This window comes from Pseudomonas sp. TH41, from assembly GCF_016650695.1.
GTDB lineage: Bacteria > Pseudomonadota > Gammaproteobacteria > Pseudomonadales > Pseudomonadaceae > Aquipseudomonas.
The window spans coordinates 93,114-111,303 of record NZ_JAEKFH010000007.1 but is presented as its reverse complement, the minus strand read 5'-3'; the positions used below and the strand labels follow the sequence as shown (position 1 = coordinate 111,303).

Sequence of the window (18,190 nt, the reverse complement as noted above, 5' to 3'; positions counted from 1 at the left end):
CCTACATTCGCCGCGTACACATTCCATTGATCGGCGTGTGTAATCCTTGTAGGAGCTGGCGCAGCCTGCGATCTTTTGATCTGGCTTTTGCTTTGTCACAAGCCAGTGACATAACTCGCCCCCTTCGTTACAAGCCCGCCACCGCCGGTTGTTTAGACTGCCTACAGTCATAACAACAAAAAAGGCACCCCATGGACACCTTCCGACCCGCTTTCAGCAGTTGGCTGAACGCACCTGCCCATCAGCAATGGCTCGCCGCTGAAGGCCTGCGCCTGTTGGCGTTTGCCAAGGCCTCAGCACTTGCCGACGGTTTCGGCAATCTTGATGAACAGGGCCGTCTCCCGGCCAATGCCCACGCCGAAACCATGAACACCGCGCGCATGACCCACAGCTTCGCCATGGCTCACATCCAGGGTCTGCCGGGGTTTGCCGAGTTAGTGGATCACGGCGTCAGAGCCCTCAGCGGTCCGTTGCGTGATGCCGAGCACGGTGGCTGGTTCGCCACCGCACATCATCGCGACGACGACACCGGCAAAGCCGCTTACCTGCACGCCTTTGTCGCGCTGGCCGCCAGTTCCGCGGTCGTCGCCCAGCGCCCCGGCGCACAAGCCTTGCTCGATGATGCGATCAACATCATCGACACGCATTTCTGGAGCGAGGAGGAGGGCGCGATGCGCGAGTCCTTCAACCGCGACTTCAGTGACGAGGAAAGCTATCGCGGCGCCAACAGCAACATGCACGCCACCGAAGCCTTCCTCGCATTGGCCGATGTCACCGAAGACACCCGTTGGTTGTGCCGTGCACAGCGCATCGTCGAGCGTGTTATCCATGGTCACGCCGCGGCCAATGACTATCAGGTGGTCGAGCATTTCGATCGCGACTGGCAGCCGTTACGCGAATACAACCACGACAACCCGGCGGACGGTTTCCGCCCCTACGGCACTACGCCGGGTCATGGTTTTGAATGGGCGCGCCTGTTGCTTCACCTCGAAGCAGCGCGGGTTCAGGCCGGAATGCTCACGCCAGGCTGGCTCGCCACCGATGCGCAAAAACTCTTTGAACACAACTGTCGGCACGGCTGGGACGTCGACGGTGCGTCGGGGATTGTCTATACCCTTGATTGGGACAATCGCGCGGTGGTGCGGCATCGCTTGCACTGGACTCATTGCGAAGCCAGTGCCGCTGCCAGCGCGCTGCTTAAACGCACCGGCGATGCGCAGTACGAAAGCTGGTATCGCCTTTTTTGGGAATTCTGTGACAGTCATTTTATCGACCGTTGCGAGGGCAGTTGGCACCATGAACTTGACCCGCAAAACCGCCCGAGTGCCGATATCTGGGCCGGAAAACCCGACCTGTATCACGCCTGGCAAGCCGTATTGGTCCCGCGCCTGCCGCTGGCACCGAGCATGGCCACGGCGCTGGCGCAGTTATCCCAGAGTGCTCCTGTGTAACCATGCGGTGACATTCACGCGTCCCTTCGTTACCTGCGAAGGGAAAACTCCTGTTTAGAATCCTATGCAGCGCAAGCACCAGACTTGCATGCATAACAACAAGAAAGGTACTACACGATGAATGCGATTTCTCGCCTCGCTACGGTCATTTCTCTCGCCTCTCTGCTTCCTCTGTCTGCATTCCCTCTGAGTGCGCTTGCTGCCGATTCCAAAGGTTCGGTGGAAGTCGTTCACTGGTGGACGTCGGGTGGTGAAAAAGCAGCGGTCGATGTCCTCAAGGCCCAAGTCGAAAAAGACGGCTTCACCTGGAAGGACGGGGCAGTCGCCGGGGGTGGCGGTTCCACGGCCATGACCGTTCTCAAAAGTCGCGCAGTCGCCGGAAATCCACCGGGCGTTGCCCAGATCAAAGGCCCGGACATCCAGGAGTGGGGCAGCACTGGCCTGCTCAGCACCGACACGCTGAAAGACGTCGCGAAGTCGGAAAACTGGGATGGCCTGCTGTCGAAAAAAGTCTCCGACACCGTCAAGTACGAAGGTGACTACGTCGCTGTGCCGGTGAACATTCACCGCGTCAACTGGCTGTGGATCAACCCGGAAGTCTTCAAGAAAGCCGGGATCGATAAAGCCCCGACCACCCTCGAAGAATTCTATGCCGCTGGCGACAAGCTCAAGGCCGCCGGTTTCATCGCGCTCGCCCACGGTGGCCAGCCTTGGCAGGACAGCACCGTGTTTGAAGACGTGGTGCTCTCGGTCATGGGGGCCGACGGTTACAAGAAGGCCCTGGTAGACCTGGATCAGAAAACCCTCTCCGGGCCTGAAATGACCAAGTCGTTCACCGAGCTGAAAAAACTCACGGGCTACATGGACCCGAACCGCGCCGGTCGTGACTGGAACATCGCTGCCGCCGACGTCATCAATGGCAAGGCCGGCATGCAGATGATGGGTGACTGGGCCAAGAGTGAATGGACCGCCGCGAAAAAAGTAGCCGGTAAAGACTACCAATGCGTGCCGTTCCCGGGCACCGAAAAAGCCTTCACCTACAACATCGATTCCCTGGCGGTGTTCAAGCTCAAGGCTGATCGCAAAGGTGACATCGCCGCCCAGCAAGACCTGGCCAAGGTCGCTCTGGGTAAAGACTTCCAGAAGATCTTCAGCATCAACAAAGGCTCGATCCCGGTGCGTACCGACATGCTTAACGACATGAGCGGCCTGGGTTTCGATGCCTGTGCTCAAGCGTCGGCCAAGGACTTCCTGGCGGATGAAAAGACCGGCGGCCTGCAACCGAGCATGGCGCACAACATGGCCACTTCCCTGGCCGTGCAGGGCGCGATCTTCGATGTCGTGACCAACTTCATGAACGACAAGGATGCTGACCCGGCCAAGGCCAGCGCGCAACTGGCATCGGCTGTCAAAGCCGCCCAGTAAACCCTGTGTAGGAGCGAGCTTGCTCGCGATGGAGTGTCAGTTAACACCTGTCTAGCTGACACACCATCGCGAGCAAGCTCGCTCCTACAGTGGATCGCACTCCAATTCTTATATCTAAAACTGGATTATCCCGATGAGCTCTGTGGCGGTTTTCAGCAAAGCCTCACCGTTCGATGCGCTGCAACGCTGGTTACCCAAGTTGGTACTCGCGCCGAGCATGCTGATCGTGTTGGTTGGCTTCTACGGTTACATCATCTGGACATTCGTACTGTCCTTTACCAACTCCAGCTTCATGCCGAGCTACAAGTGGGTCGGCCTGCAGCAATACATCCGTCTGATGGACAACGATCGCTGGTGGGTCGCGAGCAAAAACCTCGCGGTGTTCGGCGGCATGTTCATCGGTATCAGCCTGGTATTAGGCGTGTTCCTCGCCGTGCTGCTGGATCAGCGCATTCGCAAGGAAGGTTTCATTCGCACCATTTACCTGTACCCGATGGCGCTCTCGATGATCGTCACCGGTACCGCATGGAAATGGTTGCTCAACCCCGGTCTGGGCCTGGACAAAATGCTGCGTGACTGGGGCTGGGAAGGCTTCCGTCTCGACTGGCTGGTGGATCAGGATCGCGTGGTTTACTGCCTGGTGATCGCGGCTGTGTGGCAAGCCTCCGGGTTTGTGATGGCGATGTTCCTGGCCGGCCTTCGTGGTGTCGATCAATCGATCATCCGTGCTGCGCAAGTCGACGGTGCAAGCCTGCCGACCATCTATTTGAAAATCGTCCTGCCGAGCCTGCGTCCGGTGTTTTTCAGCGCCTTCATGATCCTCGCGCACATCGCGATCAAGAGCTTCGACCTGGTGGCGGCGATGACCGCGGGCGGTCCTGGCTACTCGTCCGACCTGCCGGCGATGTTCATGTATTCCTTCACCTTCAGCCGTGGCCAGATGGGCATTGGTTCGGCCAGCGCCATGATGATGCTCGGCGCGATCCTGGCGATTCTGGTGCCGTACCTGTATTCCGAATTGCGAGGCAAACGCCATGAGTAATCTACCTGGCAAGCCGGCGTTGAGCTTCAGCCGTATCGCGATCTACGCCACGTTGTTGCTGGCCGCTGCGATCTACCTGATCCCGCTGGTGGTGATGCTGTTGACCAGTTTCAAATCCCCGGAAGACATCCGCACCGGCAACCTGCTGAGCTGGCCGCAAGTGATTGACGGCATCGGCTGGATCAAGGCCTGGGACGTCGTCGGCGGCTACTTCTGGAACTCGGTGAAAATCACCGTGCCAGCGGTTTTGATCTCGACGTTTATTGGTGCGATGAACGGCTACGTGTTGTCGATGTGGCGCTTCCGCGGTTCGCAGTTGTTCTTCGGTCTGTTGCTGTTCGGCTGCTTCCTGCCGTTCCAGACCGTGCTGCTGCCGGCCTCGTTCACTGTCGGCAAACTCGGCCTGGCCAACACCACCACCGGTCTGGTGCTGGTGCACATCGTCTACGGCCTGGCGTTCACCACACTGTTCTTCCGCAACTACTACGTGAGCATTCCGGATGCGCTGGTCAAGGCTGCACGCCTTGATGGCGCGGGCTTCTTCACGATTTTCTGGAAGATCCTGTTGCCGATGTCGATCCCGATCGTGATGGTCTGCCTGATCTGGCAGTTCACTCAAATCTGGAATGACTTCCTGTTCGGCGTGGTCTTCGCCAGTGGCGATGCCCAGCCAATTACCGTGGCCCTGAACAACCTGGTCAACACCAGCACCGGGGCCAAGGAATACAACGTTGATATGGCCGCCGCGATGATCGCCGGGCTGCCGACACTGCTGGTCTACATTTTCGCTGGCAAGTATTTCCTGCGTGGGCTGACGTCCGGCGCGGTCAAGGGGTAGAAACATGGCAACTCTCGAATTACGCAACGTCAACAAAACCTACGGTGCCGGGTTGCCGGACACCCTGAAAAACATTGAACTGAAGATCGATGACGGTGAGTTCCTGATCCTGGTCGGTCCGTCCGGTTGCGGCAAATCCACCTTGATGAACTGCATCGCCGGCCTGGAAAACATCAGTGGCGGCGCGATTCTGGTGGACGATGCCGACATCAGCGGCATGAGCCCGAAAGATCGCGACATCGCCATGGTGTTCCAGTCCTACGCGCTGTACCCGACCATGAGCGTGCGCGACAACATCGCGTTCGGTCTGAAGATTCGCAAAATGCCCGCCGCCGAAATCGACGAAGAAGTCGCTCGCGTCGCCAAGCTGTTGCAGATCGAACACCTGCTCAGCCGCAAGCCCGGCCAACTCTCCGGTGGTCAGCAACAGCGCGTGGCGATGGGCCGTGCCCTGGCGCGGCGGCCGAAGATTTACCTGTTTGACGAACCGCTGTCCAACCTCGACGCCAAGCTGCGGGTCGAGATGCGCACCGAAATGAAACTGATGCACCAGCGCCTGAAAACCACCACGGTCTACGTGACTCACGACCAGATCGAAGCCATGACCCTGGGCGACAAGGTGGCGGTGATGAAGGACGGAATCATCCAGCAGTTCGGCACGCCGAAGCAGATCTACAACGATCCGGCCAACCTGTTCGTGGCGAGTTTTATCGGTTCGCCGCCGATGAACTTCATCCCCCTGCGTTTGCAACGCAAGGAAGGTCGGCTGGTGGCGCTGCTCGACAGCGGTCAGGCGCGTTGCGAATTGCCGTTGGGCATGCAGGACGCCGGCCTCGAAGATCGCGAAGTGATCCTCGGCATGCGTCCGGAGCAGATCGTGCTGGCCAACGGCGAAGCGAACGGTTTGCCAACCATCCGCGCCGAAGTCCAGGTCACCGAGCCGACCGGTCCCGACACCCTGGTGTTCGTCAATCTCAACGACACCAAAGTCTGCTGCCGTCTGGCTCCGGACGTCGCGCCTGACGTCGGCGAGACCCTGACCCTGCAATTCGATCCATCGAAAGTGCTGCTGTTTGATGCCAAGACCGGTGAGCGCCTGGGGGTGGCCGGTCTGCCGCAAACCGAGACACGAGCTGCCAACGTGACCCAATTCAAAGGCCGCTGAAGACCAAAAATGTGGGAGCGAGCCTGCTCGCGATGGAGTGTCAGTCGACATCAATGCAGCTGACACACCTTCGTCGGAACGCCGCCCGGAGCAAGCTCGCTCCTACAAGGGATGTAACCGCGTTAGATAACAGTTAATAACAATAAAACGAGGATGTAGGGATGAAGAAGAAGAACAACGCTCAGCTTATCTGTCAGTTGTCAGCTATTGCGGTGATGACGATGGCCGGTAACGTTCACGCGGCTGACGCGTTCAGCGCCGATTCCAAGTGGATGACGGGGGACTGGGGTGGCGAGCGGACCAAGCTGATCGAGCAAGGGATCGACATCAAGGCAGATTACGTCGGTGAAGTGGGCGGCAATCTCCACGGTGGCTTCAACGACGACAAGACCGCGCGTTACGCCGACCAGTTTGGTCTGGGCGTGGCACTGGACCTGCAAAAGCTGTGGGGCTGGGATAACACCCAGGCCAAGATCCAGCTCACCAACCGTAACGGTCAGAACATCTCCAATGACCGTGTCGGCGACCCGCGTGCCGGCACCTTGAGTTCCTCGCAGGAAGTCTACGGCCGTGGCCATATGGTCCGTCTGACCCAGCTGTGGGTCCAACACCAGTTCCTCGACAATAAACTGGACGTCAAAGCCGGTTACTTCGGTGAAGGTGAAGACTTCAACACCTTCCCGTGCGAATTCCAGAACCTGGCGTTCTGCGGTTCCCAAGTGGGTAACTGGGCCACCAACGTCTGGTACAACTGGCCGGTCAGCCAGGCGGCGATCCGCGTGAAGTACAACATCACGCCTGAGTTGTATGCGCAGATCGGCGCGTACAACCAGAACCCGACGCAACTGGAGCACGGCAACGGCTTCAAGCTCAGCGGCAGTGGTACCGAAGGCACCGTGTTGCCGGTCGAGCTGGTCTGGTCGCCGAAGGTCAACAGCCTGCCGGGCGAATACCGTGTGGGTTACTACAAGAGCACCGCCGATGCCAATGACGTGCTCAAAGACGACAATGGCCAGGACGCTGCGACCACGGGTAACAGCTACCGCGTTCACGATAGCAAGCACGGCTACTGGTTCGTTGCGCAGCAACAACTCACCAGCCATAACGGTGACGCTTCTCGCGGTCTGAACATCGCGGCCAACGCCACCTTTCACGACAAGGACACCAACGTCGTCGACAACTACCAGTCGCTGATGTTTGTGTACAAGGGCCCGTTCGATGCACGTCCAAAAGATGATGTCGGCATCGGTTTCGCCCGTATCCATGTCAACGATGACGTGAAGACAAACGCCGAGTTGGTCAACGCCTCCAATGGAGTCACCGACTACGACAATCCACTGTTTTCGCCGCTGCGAACCACTGAGTACAACTACGAGATCAACTACGGTTTCCACGTGACCAACTGGCTGACGGTGCGGCCTAACCTGCAATACGTGACTCACCCGGGCGGTGTCGATGAAGTCGACAACGCGCTGGTGGCCGGCCTGAAAATTCAGTCGGTGTTCTAACGCTGTTGCGATAAGCTCCTCTCTATGTGCGCATATTTGCGGATGGCCAAGGCTGTCCGCTTTTTTTTGGGGGGCTTACAAGGAATGTCATGTCTGGCGCATTGTGGCGAGGGGATTTATCCCCGTTCGGCTGCGAAGCAGTCGTAAACCATTGCATACGGTGTTTCTGGCACACCGCGGTGTCAGATCTGGGGGCCGCTTCGCAGCCCAACGGGGCGGTGCGGCGTTCCGATAAATCCCCTCGCCACAGTGGTTCACTGGGCACAAAAGTATGAATACACCCATGATTTTCAGGACCGTGGCACATGCATGAGCATCCGCTACAACGCTTCTTCAAATCCTTGCGCGAACGTCCTGTGTTTGCGTGGGAGCGCTATCAGATGCGCGATGTGCTGGTGATTGATCATCCACTGTGTCAGGCGGTGTTCAGTCGGCAGGGCGCGCAGCTGCTGCACTTCCAGCCCAAAGGGCAGAAACCCTGGCTCTGGTGCGCGGCGAAGTGGCCACAGGTCGGCGCCATTCGTGGCGGCGTGCCGGTGTGCTGGCCGTGGTATGGCCGTCATCCGAGTGAAAACGCCTGGCCGTCCCATGGCTGGGCGCGGCTGATCGACTGGAAGTTGCTCGACAGCAGCAGTGACGAGGAGGGTGTGCGCCTGCATTGGCAGCTTCAGTTGTGCGACTGGCAAGTGGACCTGCATGCGCACCTGGGCGAGCGGATGGATTTGCGCCTGAGCACCGAGCATAAGGACAGCCTGCCGTGCCAATTGAGCCAGGCGTTGCACGCGTATTGGCGTATTGGTGACATCGGCGAGGTAGCGCTGTCTGGGCTCGACGGCGCACAGGGTTACGATCAGTTGAGCCGGCAGGTTTGTCATCAGGAAGGTGAGTTGCGGGTCGATGGCGGTTGCCAGCGAGTGTTCCAGCATGAGGGCGAATTGCAGCTCAACGACCACGCCTGGCAGCGAGCGTTGTGTATCGATACCGGTGACGATGCGGATACCGTGGTGTGGCACCCTGGCTCACGACCGTTATTGGGGGTGAGCTGGAATGAAATTTCCGAGTTTGTCTGTGTTGAGGCGGCCAGCGGCGGGACCGATAGCCTGAGATTGGCGCCGGGGGAGAGGGCGCATTTGAGTTTGCAGGCTAGGGTTGGGGTTTAGACAGATCAAAAGATCGCAGCCTCGCTTCGCTCGACAGCTCCTACAGGTCCACAGGTCCACAGGTCTACGCGATCCCTTGTAGGAGCTGTCGAGTGAAACGAGGCTGCGATCTTTTACGCGAAGCGTCCTAGTTAAACTCATCCCCAATCGGATACCGACTGGCATTCAAGCTTTCCTTGATCTTGCGCAAATGCGGCTGGAAATCCACGCCCCGGCGTAAGGTCATGCCGGTGGCGAGCACGTCCAGCACGGTCAGCTGAATGATCCGCGACGTCATCGGCATATAGATGTCGGTGTCTTCCGGCAGTGGAATGTTCAGGCTCAAGGTGCTGGCCTTGGCCAGTGGCGAGCCTTCGGCGGTCAAGCCCAGTACCGAAGCCCCGTTTTCTCGAGCGATGCGCGCCACTTCTACCAGCTCGCGGGTGCGGCCGGTGTAGGAAATGATCACGAACAACTCACCCGTGTGAGCCACCGACGCGATCATGCGCTGCATCAGCACGTCGGCATGGGCCGTCACGGCCAGGTTGAAGCGGAAGAATTTGTGCTGCGCGTCCAGCGCCACCGGAGCCGAGGCGCCGAGGCCAAAGAAGTGGATCTGTCGGGCCTGGATCAACAGGTCGACGGCGCGGCTGATCAGGTTCGGGTCCAATGCCTGCAAGGCACTGTCCAACGACGCAATGGCGCTGCCGAAAATCTTCTTGGTATACGCTTCCGGATTGTCGTCCGCCTCGACCGCACGGCTGACATACGCCGCACCACTGGCCAGGCTCTGAGCCAGTTGAAGCTTGAGTTCGGGATAACCGCTGACGCCAAACGAACGGCAGAAACGGTTGACCGTCGGCTCGCTGACCTTTGAGGCCTGGGCGAGGGCGGCGATGCTGAACCGGGTGGCCTGCTGTGGGTTGAGCAGGATCACTTCGGCGACTTTGCGTTCGGCCTTGTTCAGGTCTTCAAGGCGATTCTGGATCTGTTCCAGTAAATTTCGCACGCGGTCCATAAATGTTCCTTAAGTCAGCAGCGCAAAAAAAGCGCGCTGCTATGCAAAAAGGGCCTTTGATGCGGCCCGTAACGGTGGCCTATCCTACTGATGGCTCCGACCGACCACCACTCGGAATCTGTATTTTGCGAAAATGTTGTGGTTATTACTACATTTTCCCTTGAGTGATGCCTTGAAAAAAGGTATTTGTAGCTTAACTTGATAAAAGAACAAACATCATGCCTTCGATTACGGTTGAACCGTGCACCTTTGCCTTGTTCGGCGCCCTCGGCGATCTGGCCTTGCGCAAGCTGTTTCCTGCCCTTTATCAACTGGATGGCGCAGGCCTGCTGCATGAGGACACGCGGATTATCGCGCTGGCCCGTGAATCCGGCAGCGAGCAAGAGCATCTGGCGTTCATCGCCTCTGAGCTGCGTCGTTACGTCGGTGCCAAAGAGCTGGACGAAGCCGTGGTCGAACGTTTCCTGGCTCGCCTGAGTTACCTGCACGTCGACTTCCTCAAGGCTGACGATTATGTCGCCCTGGCTGAATTGGCCGGCAGCGCTCAGCGTGTGATTGCCTACTTCGCCACGCCGGCCGCTGTTTATGGCTCGATTTGCGAGAATCTGGCGAAGGTCGGTCTGGCCGAAAACACGCGTGTGGTGCTGGAAAAACCCATCGGTTCCGATCTGGAATCCTCGCGCAAGGTCAACGACGCCGTGGCGCAGTTCTTCCCGGAGAACCGCACTTACCGCATCGACCACTACCTGGGCAAAGAGACCGTTCAAAACCTGATCGCCCTGCGTTTCGCCAACAGCCTGTTCGAAACCCAGTGGAACCAGAATTACATTTCCCACGTGGAAATCACCGTGGCCGAGAAGGTCGGGATCGAAGGCCGCTGGGGCTACTTCGACAAGGCCGGTCAGCTGCGGGACATGATCCAGAATCACCTGCTGCAACTGCTCTGCCTGATCGCCATGGACCCGCCGGCCGACTTGTCCGCCGACAGCATCCGTGACGAGAAGGTCAAAGTGCTCAAGGCGCTGGCGCCGATCAGCCCGGAAGGCCTGACCACTCAAGTGGTGCGCGGCCAGTACATTGCCGGTTACAGCGAAGGTAAACCGGTTCCCGGTTACCTGGAAGAACCGAACTCCAATACCCAGAGCGACACCGAAACCTTCGTCGCCCTGCGTGCCGATATCCGCAACTGGCGCTGGGCCGGTGTGCCGTTTTACCTGCGTACCGGCAAGCGCATGCCGCAGAAGCTGTCGCAGATCGTCATCCACTTCAAGGAACCGTCGCACTACATCTTCGCTCCCGAGCAGCGCCTGCAGATCAGCAACAAACTGATTATCCGCCTGCAACCGGACGAAGGCATTTCCTTGCGCGTGATGACTAAAGAGCAAGGCCTGGACAAGGGCATGCAGCTGCGCAGCGGTCCGTTGCAGTTGAATTTTTCCGACACCTGGCGCAGCGCACGGATTCCCGATGCGTATGAGCGGTTGTTGCTGGAAGTGATGCGCGGCAATCAGAACCTGTTTGTCCGTAAAGATGAAATCGAAGCCGCGTGGAAGTGGTGTGACCAGTTGATCGCCGGGTGGAAAAAATCCGGTGATGCGCCCAAGCCGTACGCGGCCGGGTCCTGGGGGCCGATGAGCTCCATTGCACTGATCACGCGGGATGGGAGGTCGTGGTATGGCGATATCTGAATTGAAACTGCCTCAGGGCGTCAGCGCCCATGAGTTCAAAAGCCCGGTGTTGCTGGCCGATGGTTTGGCGCTGAATGTGGCCAAGCAACTGAGTGACGCCATCGACGCTCGCGGCTCCGCGACGCTGGTGGTATCAGGTGGACGCAGCCCGGTGGCGTTTTTCCAGCACCTGGCCAAGCAGAAGCTGGACTGGTCCAAGGTGGTCGTCACCCTGGCCGACGAGCGCTGGGTGCCGGTAGAGCATGCCGACAGCAATGCCGGTCTACTTAAGCGCTACCTGTTGCAAGGCCCGGTGGCGAAGGCTCAGTTCCTGAGTCTGTACAGCGCCACCGCGAACCTTGAGCTGGCAGCCGAGCAAGCCGACCGTTTGCTCGCCGAGTTGCCGCCGATCGACGTGCTGATACTCGGCATGGGCGATGACGGTCACACCGCTTCGCTGTTCCCGAATAGCCCGAACCTGGCCGATGCCTTGAAAATCGACGGCACACGTCGCTGCTGGCCGATGCTGGCACCGACCGTTCCGCATCAGCGCCTGACCATGAGTCGCGCGCTGCTGGCCTCGGCCAAGAACACCGTTTTATCGATTTCCGGTCAGTCCAAGCTGACCACCCTGAGTGCCGCATTGGCCGGTGACGATGTCGCCGCCATGCCGATTCGCGCGTTTCTGCAACCTACGTTAGAGATTTACTGGTGCCCATGAGCCAAGGATCAGCCGCTATGAAAAACACATCCCCGACCGTTTCCATGGCGGACAAAATTGCCCTGATCGACAGCCTCTGCGCTAAAGCGCGGATCCTGCCGGTGATCACCATTGCTCGCGAACAGGACATTCTGCCGTTGGCCGACGCCCTCGCCGCCGGTGGCCTGACGGCCCTGGAAGTGACGCTGCGTTCGCAGTTCGGCCTCAAGGCCATCCAGATTCTGCGCGAGCAGCGTCCGGAACTGGTGACCGGCGCTGGCACAGTGCTGGATCGCACCATGCTCGCCGCTGCGGAAGCCGCCGGTTCGCAGTTCATCGTCACACCGGGTATCACCCGTGACCTGCTGGAAGCCAGCGTCGACAGCCCGATTCCGCTGTTGCCGGGCATCAGCAATGCCTCGGGCATCATGGAAGGCTACGGTCTGGGCTATCGCCGCTTCAAGCTGTTCCCGGCGGAAGTCAGCGGTGGTGTCGCCGCTATCAAGGCCCTGGGTGGCCCGTTCGGCGAAGTGAAATTCTGCCCGACCGGCGGCGTCGGCCCGGCCAACATCAAGAGCTACATGGCGTTGAAAAATGTCATGTGCGTGGGCGGTAGCTGGATGCTTGACCCTGAGTGGATCAAGAACGGCGACTGGGCGCGCATTCAGGAATGCACCGCTGAGGCATTGGCGCTGCTGGACTGATCGGATTCACCAGACACTTCGTTGTGTGTTCTACGGCTTTACGGTGCGCTTGGTCGGTGCACCGTTTTTTTTTGCCCGCGAAAAACGGTGGGAGCGAGCCTGCTCGCGATGGACGATAACGATAACGCGTGCTGTCTGAATGATCGCGATCTCCCGAAGTTTTTCGCGAGCAAGCTCGCTCCTACATGAGACATCGTGCGATACATAGTTACCGCATCTCGCCGCTCGTCCGACGCTAACCTGAGTTCATCTTATGGAAGAGCGAACATCATGGACGACAACACCTCAGCTACATCGGTACAACCGGTTTACCAGCTGTCACCCGAGCAGATCGCCGGCCCTTATTTCCGCAACCCGAAACTGATCAGACGAAACATCAGCGAAGGCACCGAGGGTATTCCCTTGGTGCTACGGCTGACGATCGTCGATGCCATGACCGGGCAGCCGGTGACAGACGCCGTGGTCGATATCTGGCATTGCAACGCACGCGGGGCCTATTCGGGCTGGAGCCTGGTGAACCCGGACAAGGAAGTCGACGTCGGGGATATTGGTGCGATCCCGCGAACTGACGACGACACCTATTTACGTGGAGGGCAATGCACGGACAAAAGGGGCATCGTGCGGTTTACCACCACGTATCCGGGGTTCTACGCGGGCCGCGCCTTGCACATCCACGTAGCCGTACGCGTGACGGCCGGTAACCATTGCATGGACGCGCGGCACGTCGCCTGGGTCGGCCAGCTTTATTTTCCCGAGGTGGCCTCGCGTTCGGTACTTAACGCCAGGGCGTACAGCGGTCGAGCCGTCCCGTCGCTGACCAATGCACAGGATTTTTTTTATAAGACCATGGGGGGCGAAGCCTCAACGTTGAATGTTCACGCCATAGGTCGAGACTCACATGAAGACGGTTTTTTCGGGCACCTCACCATCGGTATCGACACGTTTGCGGTGTCGACACACATCAAGCCCGAAGACTTCGACAAGTACACCGTGTGACGTCAACGCAGCTCGTTCAGTGCCTTGGTCAGTAACGTCATGTGCGCTGCCGTTGTAGTAAGCCCTGGGGTAATGCGAATACACGGCCCACACGCCGCGCCGCTGCGCACTACGGTAAACAGGTTGTAGTCATTGAGCAGCCGGTCAACCATCGTCTGCTGATCGGCATGCCGAGTGAAGCGCATCGACGTGATGCAGCAATAAAGGCGCGGGTCATCCGGGGTCATGACTTCGATCCCCGGCAGCTCCCGCACTGCTCTCACCCACAGGTTGCGCAGGTAATTGAGCCGTGCGCCTTTGGCTGCGGAACCGCCCATCGCGTGATGCTCTTCGAACACCAGCGGCAGGGTCAGCAGTGCCGGAATATTCGGCGTGCTATACGGCGTGCGGGCGCGAATGTCATCGAGTGGAAAGTGCATCTCGCCCATGTCCGGGTCGATGTCGGCCAGGCGCTCGGGGGCGATATAGATGAAACCCAGGGTCAGCGGCGCACCGATCCATTTGTGCAGGTTGTAGCCGGCGAATTCGATACCCAAATCATCGAGATTAAACTCGATCTGGCCGAGCGCATGAGCGCCGTCGAGGATCACGTCGATCCCATGTTCCCGAGCCGCTGCGGCGATCGCCTTGACCGGCATGACCAGCCCCGTGCGGTGGGTGACATGGGTCAGGGCCAGCAGTTTCAGTCGCGGATAACGCTCGAAGGCTTCGCGGTAAGTGTTCAACAAACTGTCGAAGCTCGCAGGGTGAGTGTGCTCGATCTCGATCACTTCGACACCGCGATTGCGCGCCAGCCAGCGCATTGCGCCTTTTACCGTGTCGTATTCCAGATCACTTATCAGCACCTGATCGCCCGGCTTCAGGCCGTTGTAGTTGCGGATCAGTGATTGCAAACCCTCTGTAGCGTTGCGAGTGAGGGCGACCGTTTCGGCGGGGACGCCAACCAGCTCGGCGAGCTGCGCGCGAATGTCCAGGCTGTCGCCCTGTTCGAAACGCTGGCGCACGTAAACCGAGTTACTACGGTTGATCAGTTCGATGTTGCGCTGATACTCCTCGACCACTGTGCGCGACAGGCGCCCGAAGTAGCCGTTTTCCAGATTCACTGGGCCGGGTTCGACGGTGTAACGGTCGGCAAATATCTGCCAGAAGGCTTCATCACGGGCGCGGCGGGTGTTATCGGGCATGAGGTACAAGGTCCAGGATCAATGGCGGGGTGCGGGTTTGCCATGTTTGGCGCGCAGTGGTTCGAGCAATTCCGACAAGCCGTTGTGATCGATTTCCTGCATCAGGGCCAACAAGCCGCCGAGTTCGCCATGGGGGAAACCTTCCCGGGCGAACCAGTTCAGGTAGGGGCCGGGCAGGTCGGCAATGATTCGGCCTTTGTATTTGCCGAAGGGCATTTCACGGGTAATCAGCAGTTCGAGCTTTTCAGGGTTCATCAATGAGTCGTCGTGATTCAAACAGTCAGGAAAATACAGGCATTCTGCATGCAGGCCAAATGACAGATCATGCAAAAAAAGCGGATACAGATTCGGTTATAAAAATTAAGTCATTGAATAATAACGATTAGTTAACAAATTCGAAGCTGGCATGCAGGGTGCAACGGTTATTGCATCTTTCATCAACCCGCAAGGAATTGAAAAATGACCGACATGAATAAAGAAGCGATTTCTGTACTCAACGACCTGATTGAAACCAGTAAAGACGGTCAGGAAGGGTTCAAGACTTGCGCTGAAGACATCAAACACCCTGAACTCAAAACCCTGTTCGTGCAACGCTCGGCCGATTGTGCAACCGCTGCGGCGGAACTGCAGAGCACGGTACGTTCGATGGGCGGCGATCCCGAAACCTCCACTAGCGTCAGCGGTGACTTGCACCGTCGTTGGGTTGACGTGAAAGCGATGTTCACCGGTAAAGGTGAAGAGGCCGTGTTGAACGAAGCCGAGCGCGGTGAAGACCACGCGTTGAAGGCGTACAAGGACGCCCTCGAAAAAATCAACAAACACAACCTGGTAGGCATTCGTGACCTGGTTGAACGTCAGTATCACGGCGTGCAACGTAATCACGATCAGGTAAAAGCCCTGCGTAACCAGGCTCGCGCACGCTCGTAAGCGTTCGTTGTCTGTCAAAAACGCCAGCCAGTCTGGCGTTTTTTTGTGCCTGGCGATTAACACTGACATCGGCCCTTGTAGGAGCTGCCGAAGGCTGCGATCTTTTGATCTTGCTTTTGGGCGACCTCAATGCCGCCAAAAGATCGCAGCCTTCGGCAGCTCCTACATAAGCTGCGATCTTTTGATGTCTTCGCATCGAAGCCGTCTACCGTTAAATCGTCCTTTCAAGAGAGTTTTACGTGCCGATCACTTTCCAGGCTTTGTTTGCGCCTGACCGCCGCGCCATTCAGTTCGCGATCAAGACGTTGATCGGCGGCGGCCTGTCGCTGTGGCTGGCGTTGCGCTGGGGGCTGGAGCAGCCGGCCTGGGCCTTGATGACGGCATTCATCGTCGCTCAGCCGTTGTCTGGAATGGTGGTGCAAAAAGGCTTGGCGCGGCTGTTGGGTACGCTGGTCGGGACGCTCATGTCGGTGGTGTTCATGGGGTTGTTCGCCCAGACACCGTGGCTGTTTCTGTTGGCGTTGGCGTTGTGGCTCGGGCTGTGTACGGCGAGTTCGACCTTGCTGCGCAGTGCCTGGTCCTATTCCTTCGTGCTGGCCGGTTACACAGTGGCGATCATCGCATTGCCCGCCATTGCCCATCCGCTCACGGTGTTTGATCAAGCGGTGGCTCGCTGTACGGAAATCTGCCTGGGCATTCTCTGCGCCACAGCGACCAGTGCGCTGCTGTGGCCGATGCGGGTCGAACGGCAACTGTCGGATCAGGCCCGGGCGGCGTGGGAAAGTGGCACGAAGGCCGCGCGCGCGACCCTGGCCGGCGATAGCCAGGCGCGTAAAGGTCTACTGGAAATTCTCGGCAGGATCGTCGCCGTGGATGCCCAGCGCGAGCACGCCTGGTTTGAAGGCGGACTTGGTCGACAACGCGCGCGGGCCATCAGCGGGTTGAGCCAGAAACTGTTGATGTTGCTGCGCATCGCGCGTTCGGTACGCCGTCAGTGGAAGCAGTTGGAACCGCAGGAAGCCGAGCACCTGTCGCCGTGGATGACCGAGGTGCAGGAGGCGCTCAAGGGTTCCGATACGCCGACCCTGCAAGCCTTGCGACCGCAACTGCTCGACGCGTCCCATGACCCCCACATCAGCTCCGCGCAGAGTTACTGCCTGGCCCGTTTCACGTTGTTGCTCGATACCGCTATGGCCGCGACCGCAGCGTTGAAAGCGGTGGAGGAGGGCAAGGAAACGGTCGATCCGCCGCGAACCCTGACGCCGCATCGCGACCTGCCATTGGCCCTGGTTTTCGGTGCCCGCAGTGCCTTGGCGTTTCTGGTGGTCTCGTGCTTCTGGCTGGCGACTGCGTGGCCCGCCGCGTCGGGTGCGCTGGTGCTGACCTGTGTGGTGTGCAGCCTGTTTGCCAGCCGTGAAAACGGTGCCCAGATCGGCATGAGTTTCCTGCGCGGCATCCTGTTGGCGGTCCCGTCGGCGTTTATCGTCGGTCAGATTCTGCTGCCGCAGTGGAGTGGTTTTGCGTTGCTCTGCATGGGCATGGGTGTGCCACTGTTTCTCGGGGCGCTGGGCATGGCCAAGCCGCAGATCGGCGCCACGGCCACGTCGTTCTGTCTGCACTTCATCGTGTTGGTCTCGCCGCTCAACACCATGAAATTCGATGTCGCGAATTTCTTCAACAGTGCTCAGGCCATGATCATTGGTGTCGGCGCCGCCGTGCTGGCGTTCCACTTGCTGATCCTGCGCAACCCGGCGTGGCATGGCCGACGGTTGTTGGCGGCGACCCTCGACGATCTGGGGCGCCTGACCCGACGCAACCTGCGCGGTGCCGAAAGCTGGTTCGGCGGACGAATGGCCGACCGCTTGCTGCAACTGGCGCGGCACTACCCTGAATTGCCGGAACAGGCGCGCAGTCGTTGGGATGACGGTTTGCTGGGCTTGGACATCGGCGACGAATTGCTGCATCTGCGTTTGAGCCTGGCGGTCGCGCAAGTGCCGGTCAGTGCGCCGCAACGGCGTTATCTCGAACAGCTGGAAAAAGCCCTGGTGCAAGGTCCGGCCGGCAACCATGCCGATGCGCTGGAGCAACCCAGCGAAGAGTTCTTGAAGACGTTGTACGCGTTGCCCCCCAGCGATGCCGTAAAACTGGCCCAGGGCGCAGTGCTGCAGTTGCAGAACAGCTGGCGTGCCTGGTGTCGTCAACAGGAGCAAAGTCATGGGCTTGCGTGAATGGTCGGTGGGCGGTGTGCTGCTCAGTCCGTTTCTGATTTATGTGGTGCTGGCGCTGCTGGTCACCGGGGCCTTGCGCATGCTGTTGCGCCTGACGCCCGTGGGCCGCTGGATCTGGCACGAAGCACTCTTCGATTGCGCCTTGTACGTCTGTGTATTGACCCTGATCACCGTCGTGCTCGGACCTTTATAAAGGAG

The 18,190-nt window shown here is 59.0% G+C and carries 18 protein-coding genes; 15 read left to right on the top strand and 3 right to left on the bottom strand.

Annotated features, from left to right (window positions below; genetic code table 11):
• Window positions 1-191 precede the first annotated feature (191 nt).
• The 7 genes from JFU37_RS27540 to JFU37_RS27510 all read left to right on the top strand — a co-directional run bounded on the left by JFU37_RS27540 (window position 192) and on the right by JFU37_RS27510 (window position 8,589).
• On the top strand, window positions 192-1,451 hold the full coding sequence (locus JFU37_RS27540; protein WP_201120178.1) for a D-mannose isomerase: 1,260 nt from the start codon (window positions 192-194) through the stop codon (window positions 1,449-1,451).
• Between the two features lie 117 nt (window positions 1,452-1,568).
• Complete coding sequence (locus JFU37_RS27535; RefSeq protein ID WP_201120177.1) at window positions 1,569-2,876, top strand: ABC transporter substrate-binding protein; 1,308 nt, start codon at window positions 1,569-1,571, stop codon at window positions 2,874-2,876.
• A 133-nt stretch (window positions 2,877-3,009) separates the two neighbouring features.
• Window positions 3,010-3,918, top strand: a complete 909-nt coding sequence (locus tag JFU37_RS27530) for a carbohydrate ABC transporter permease (RefSeq protein WP_007934720.1) — start codon at window positions 3,010-3,012, stop codon at window positions 3,916-3,918.
• On the top strand, window positions 3,911-4,756 hold the full coding sequence (locus JFU37_RS27525) for a carbohydrate ABC transporter permease (protein WP_201120176.1): 846 nt from the start codon (window positions 3,911-3,913) through the stop codon (window positions 4,754-4,756). Before JFU37_RS27530 ends, JFU37_RS27525 begins: the two co-directional genes overlap by 8 nt.
• A 4-nt stretch (window positions 4,757-4,760) precedes the next feature.
• Window positions 4,761-5,921, top strand: a complete 1,161-nt coding sequence (locus JFU37_RS27520) for an ABC transporter ATP-binding protein (protein ID WP_201120175.1) — start codon at window positions 4,761-4,763, stop codon at window positions 5,919-5,921.
• 161 nt (window positions 5,922-6,082) lie between these two features.
• Complete coding sequence (locus tag JFU37_RS27515) at window positions 6,083-7,429, top strand: carbohydrate porin (protein ID WP_201120174.1); 1,347 nt, start codon at window positions 6,083-6,085, stop codon at window positions 7,427-7,429.
• Window positions 7,430-7,734: 305 nt separating this feature from the next.
• Complete coding sequence (locus tag JFU37_RS27510; RefSeq protein ID WP_201120173.1) at window positions 7,735-8,589, top strand: D-hexose-6-phosphate mutarotase; 855 nt, start codon at window positions 7,735-7,737, stop codon at window positions 8,587-8,589.
• Between the two features lie 127 nt (window positions 8,590-8,716).
• On the opposite strand, the gene JFU37_RS27505 is transcribed toward JFU37_RS27510, so the two are convergent.
• On the bottom strand, window positions 8,717-9,577 hold the full coding sequence (locus JFU37_RS27505; protein ID WP_177318169.1) for a MurR/RpiR family transcriptional regulator: 861 nt from the start codon (window positions 9,575-9,577) through the stop codon (window positions 8,717-8,719).
• A 227-nt stretch (window positions 9,578-9,804) separates the two neighbouring features.
• Between JFU37_RS27505 and zwf the strand changes: the two genes are divergently transcribed.
• The 4 genes from zwf to JFU37_RS27485 all read left to right on the top strand — a co-directional run bounded on the left by zwf (window position 9,805) and on the right by JFU37_RS27485 (window position 13,653).
• Window positions 9,805-11,274 (top strand): glucose-6-phosphate dehydrogenase, encoded by a 1,470-nt coding sequence (zwf, locus tag JFU37_RS27500; RefSeq protein WP_201120172.1) that lies wholly within the window; start codon window positions 9,805-9,807, stop codon window positions 11,272-11,274.
• Window positions 11,261-11,974: a 6-phosphogluconolactonase gene (gene pgl, locus JFU37_RS27495; protein ID WP_201120171.1), complete on the top strand. Its 714-nt coding sequence runs from the start codon at window positions 11,261-11,263 to the stop codon at window positions 11,972-11,974. The genes zwf and pgl overlap by 14 nt, the downstream gene beginning before the upstream one ends.
• A gap of 17 nt (window positions 11,975-11,991) precedes the next feature.
• On the top strand, window positions 11,992-12,657 hold the full coding sequence (locus JFU37_RS27490; RefSeq protein WP_201120170.1) for a bifunctional 4-hydroxy-2-oxoglutarate aldolase/2-dehydro-3-deoxy-phosphogluconate aldolase: 666 nt from the start codon (window positions 11,992-11,994) through the stop codon (window positions 12,655-12,657).
• A gap of 270 nt (window positions 12,658-12,927) precedes the next feature.
• On the top strand, window positions 12,928-13,653 hold the full coding sequence (locus tag JFU37_RS27485) for an intradiol ring-cleavage dioxygenase (protein ID WP_201120169.1): 726 nt from the start codon (window positions 12,928-12,930) through the stop codon (window positions 13,651-13,653).
• A gap of 2 nt (window positions 13,654-13,655) precedes the next feature.
• Here JFU37_RS27485 and JFU37_RS27480 read toward each other — a convergent pair whose 3' ends face one another.
• Window positions 13,656-14,837 carry an aminotransferase class V-fold PLP-dependent enzyme gene (locus JFU37_RS27480; protein WP_201120168.1) on the bottom strand — a complete coding sequence of 394 codons (1,182 nt, stop codon included), beginning with the start codon at window positions 14,835-14,837 and terminating at the stop codon, window positions 13,656-13,658.
• An 18-nt stretch (window positions 14,838-14,855) separates the two neighbouring features.
• The gene (locus tag JFU37_RS27475; protein ID WP_003213031.1) at window positions 14,856-15,092 is read right to left on the bottom strand and encodes a DUF3820 family protein; all 237 of its coding nucleotides are present in this window, start codon (window positions 15,090-15,092) and stop codon (window positions 14,856-14,858) included.
• A 2-nt stretch (window positions 15,093-15,094) separates the two neighbouring features.
• On the opposite strand from JFU37_RS27475, the gene JFU37_RS31085 reads away from it, so the two are divergent.
• The 4 genes from JFU37_RS31085 (at window position 15,095) to JFU37_RS27460 (ending at window position 18,185) form a co-directional block, all read left to right on the top strand.
• Complete coding sequence (locus JFU37_RS31085) at window positions 15,095-15,223, top strand: hypothetical protein (protein WP_274609967.1); 129 nt, start codon at window positions 15,095-15,097, stop codon at window positions 15,221-15,223.
• Window positions 15,224-15,296: 73 nt separating this feature from the next.
• On the top strand, window positions 15,297-15,764 hold the full coding sequence (locus JFU37_RS27470; RefSeq protein ID WP_201120167.1) for a ferritin-like domain-containing protein: 468 nt from the start codon (window positions 15,297-15,299) through the stop codon (window positions 15,762-15,764).
• A gap of 239 nt (window positions 15,765-16,003) precedes the next feature.
• Window positions 16,004-17,992, top strand: a complete 1,989-nt coding sequence (locus tag JFU37_RS27465) for an FUSC family protein (protein ID WP_201120166.1) — start codon at window positions 16,004-16,006, stop codon at window positions 17,990-17,992.
• On the top strand, window positions 17,979-18,185 hold the full coding sequence (locus tag JFU37_RS27460; protein WP_201120165.1) for a DUF1656 domain-containing protein: 207 nt from the start codon (window positions 17,979-17,981) through the stop codon (window positions 18,183-18,185). Before JFU37_RS27465 ends, JFU37_RS27460 begins: the two co-directional genes overlap by 14 nt.
• Window positions 18,186-18,190 lie beyond the last annotated feature (5 nt).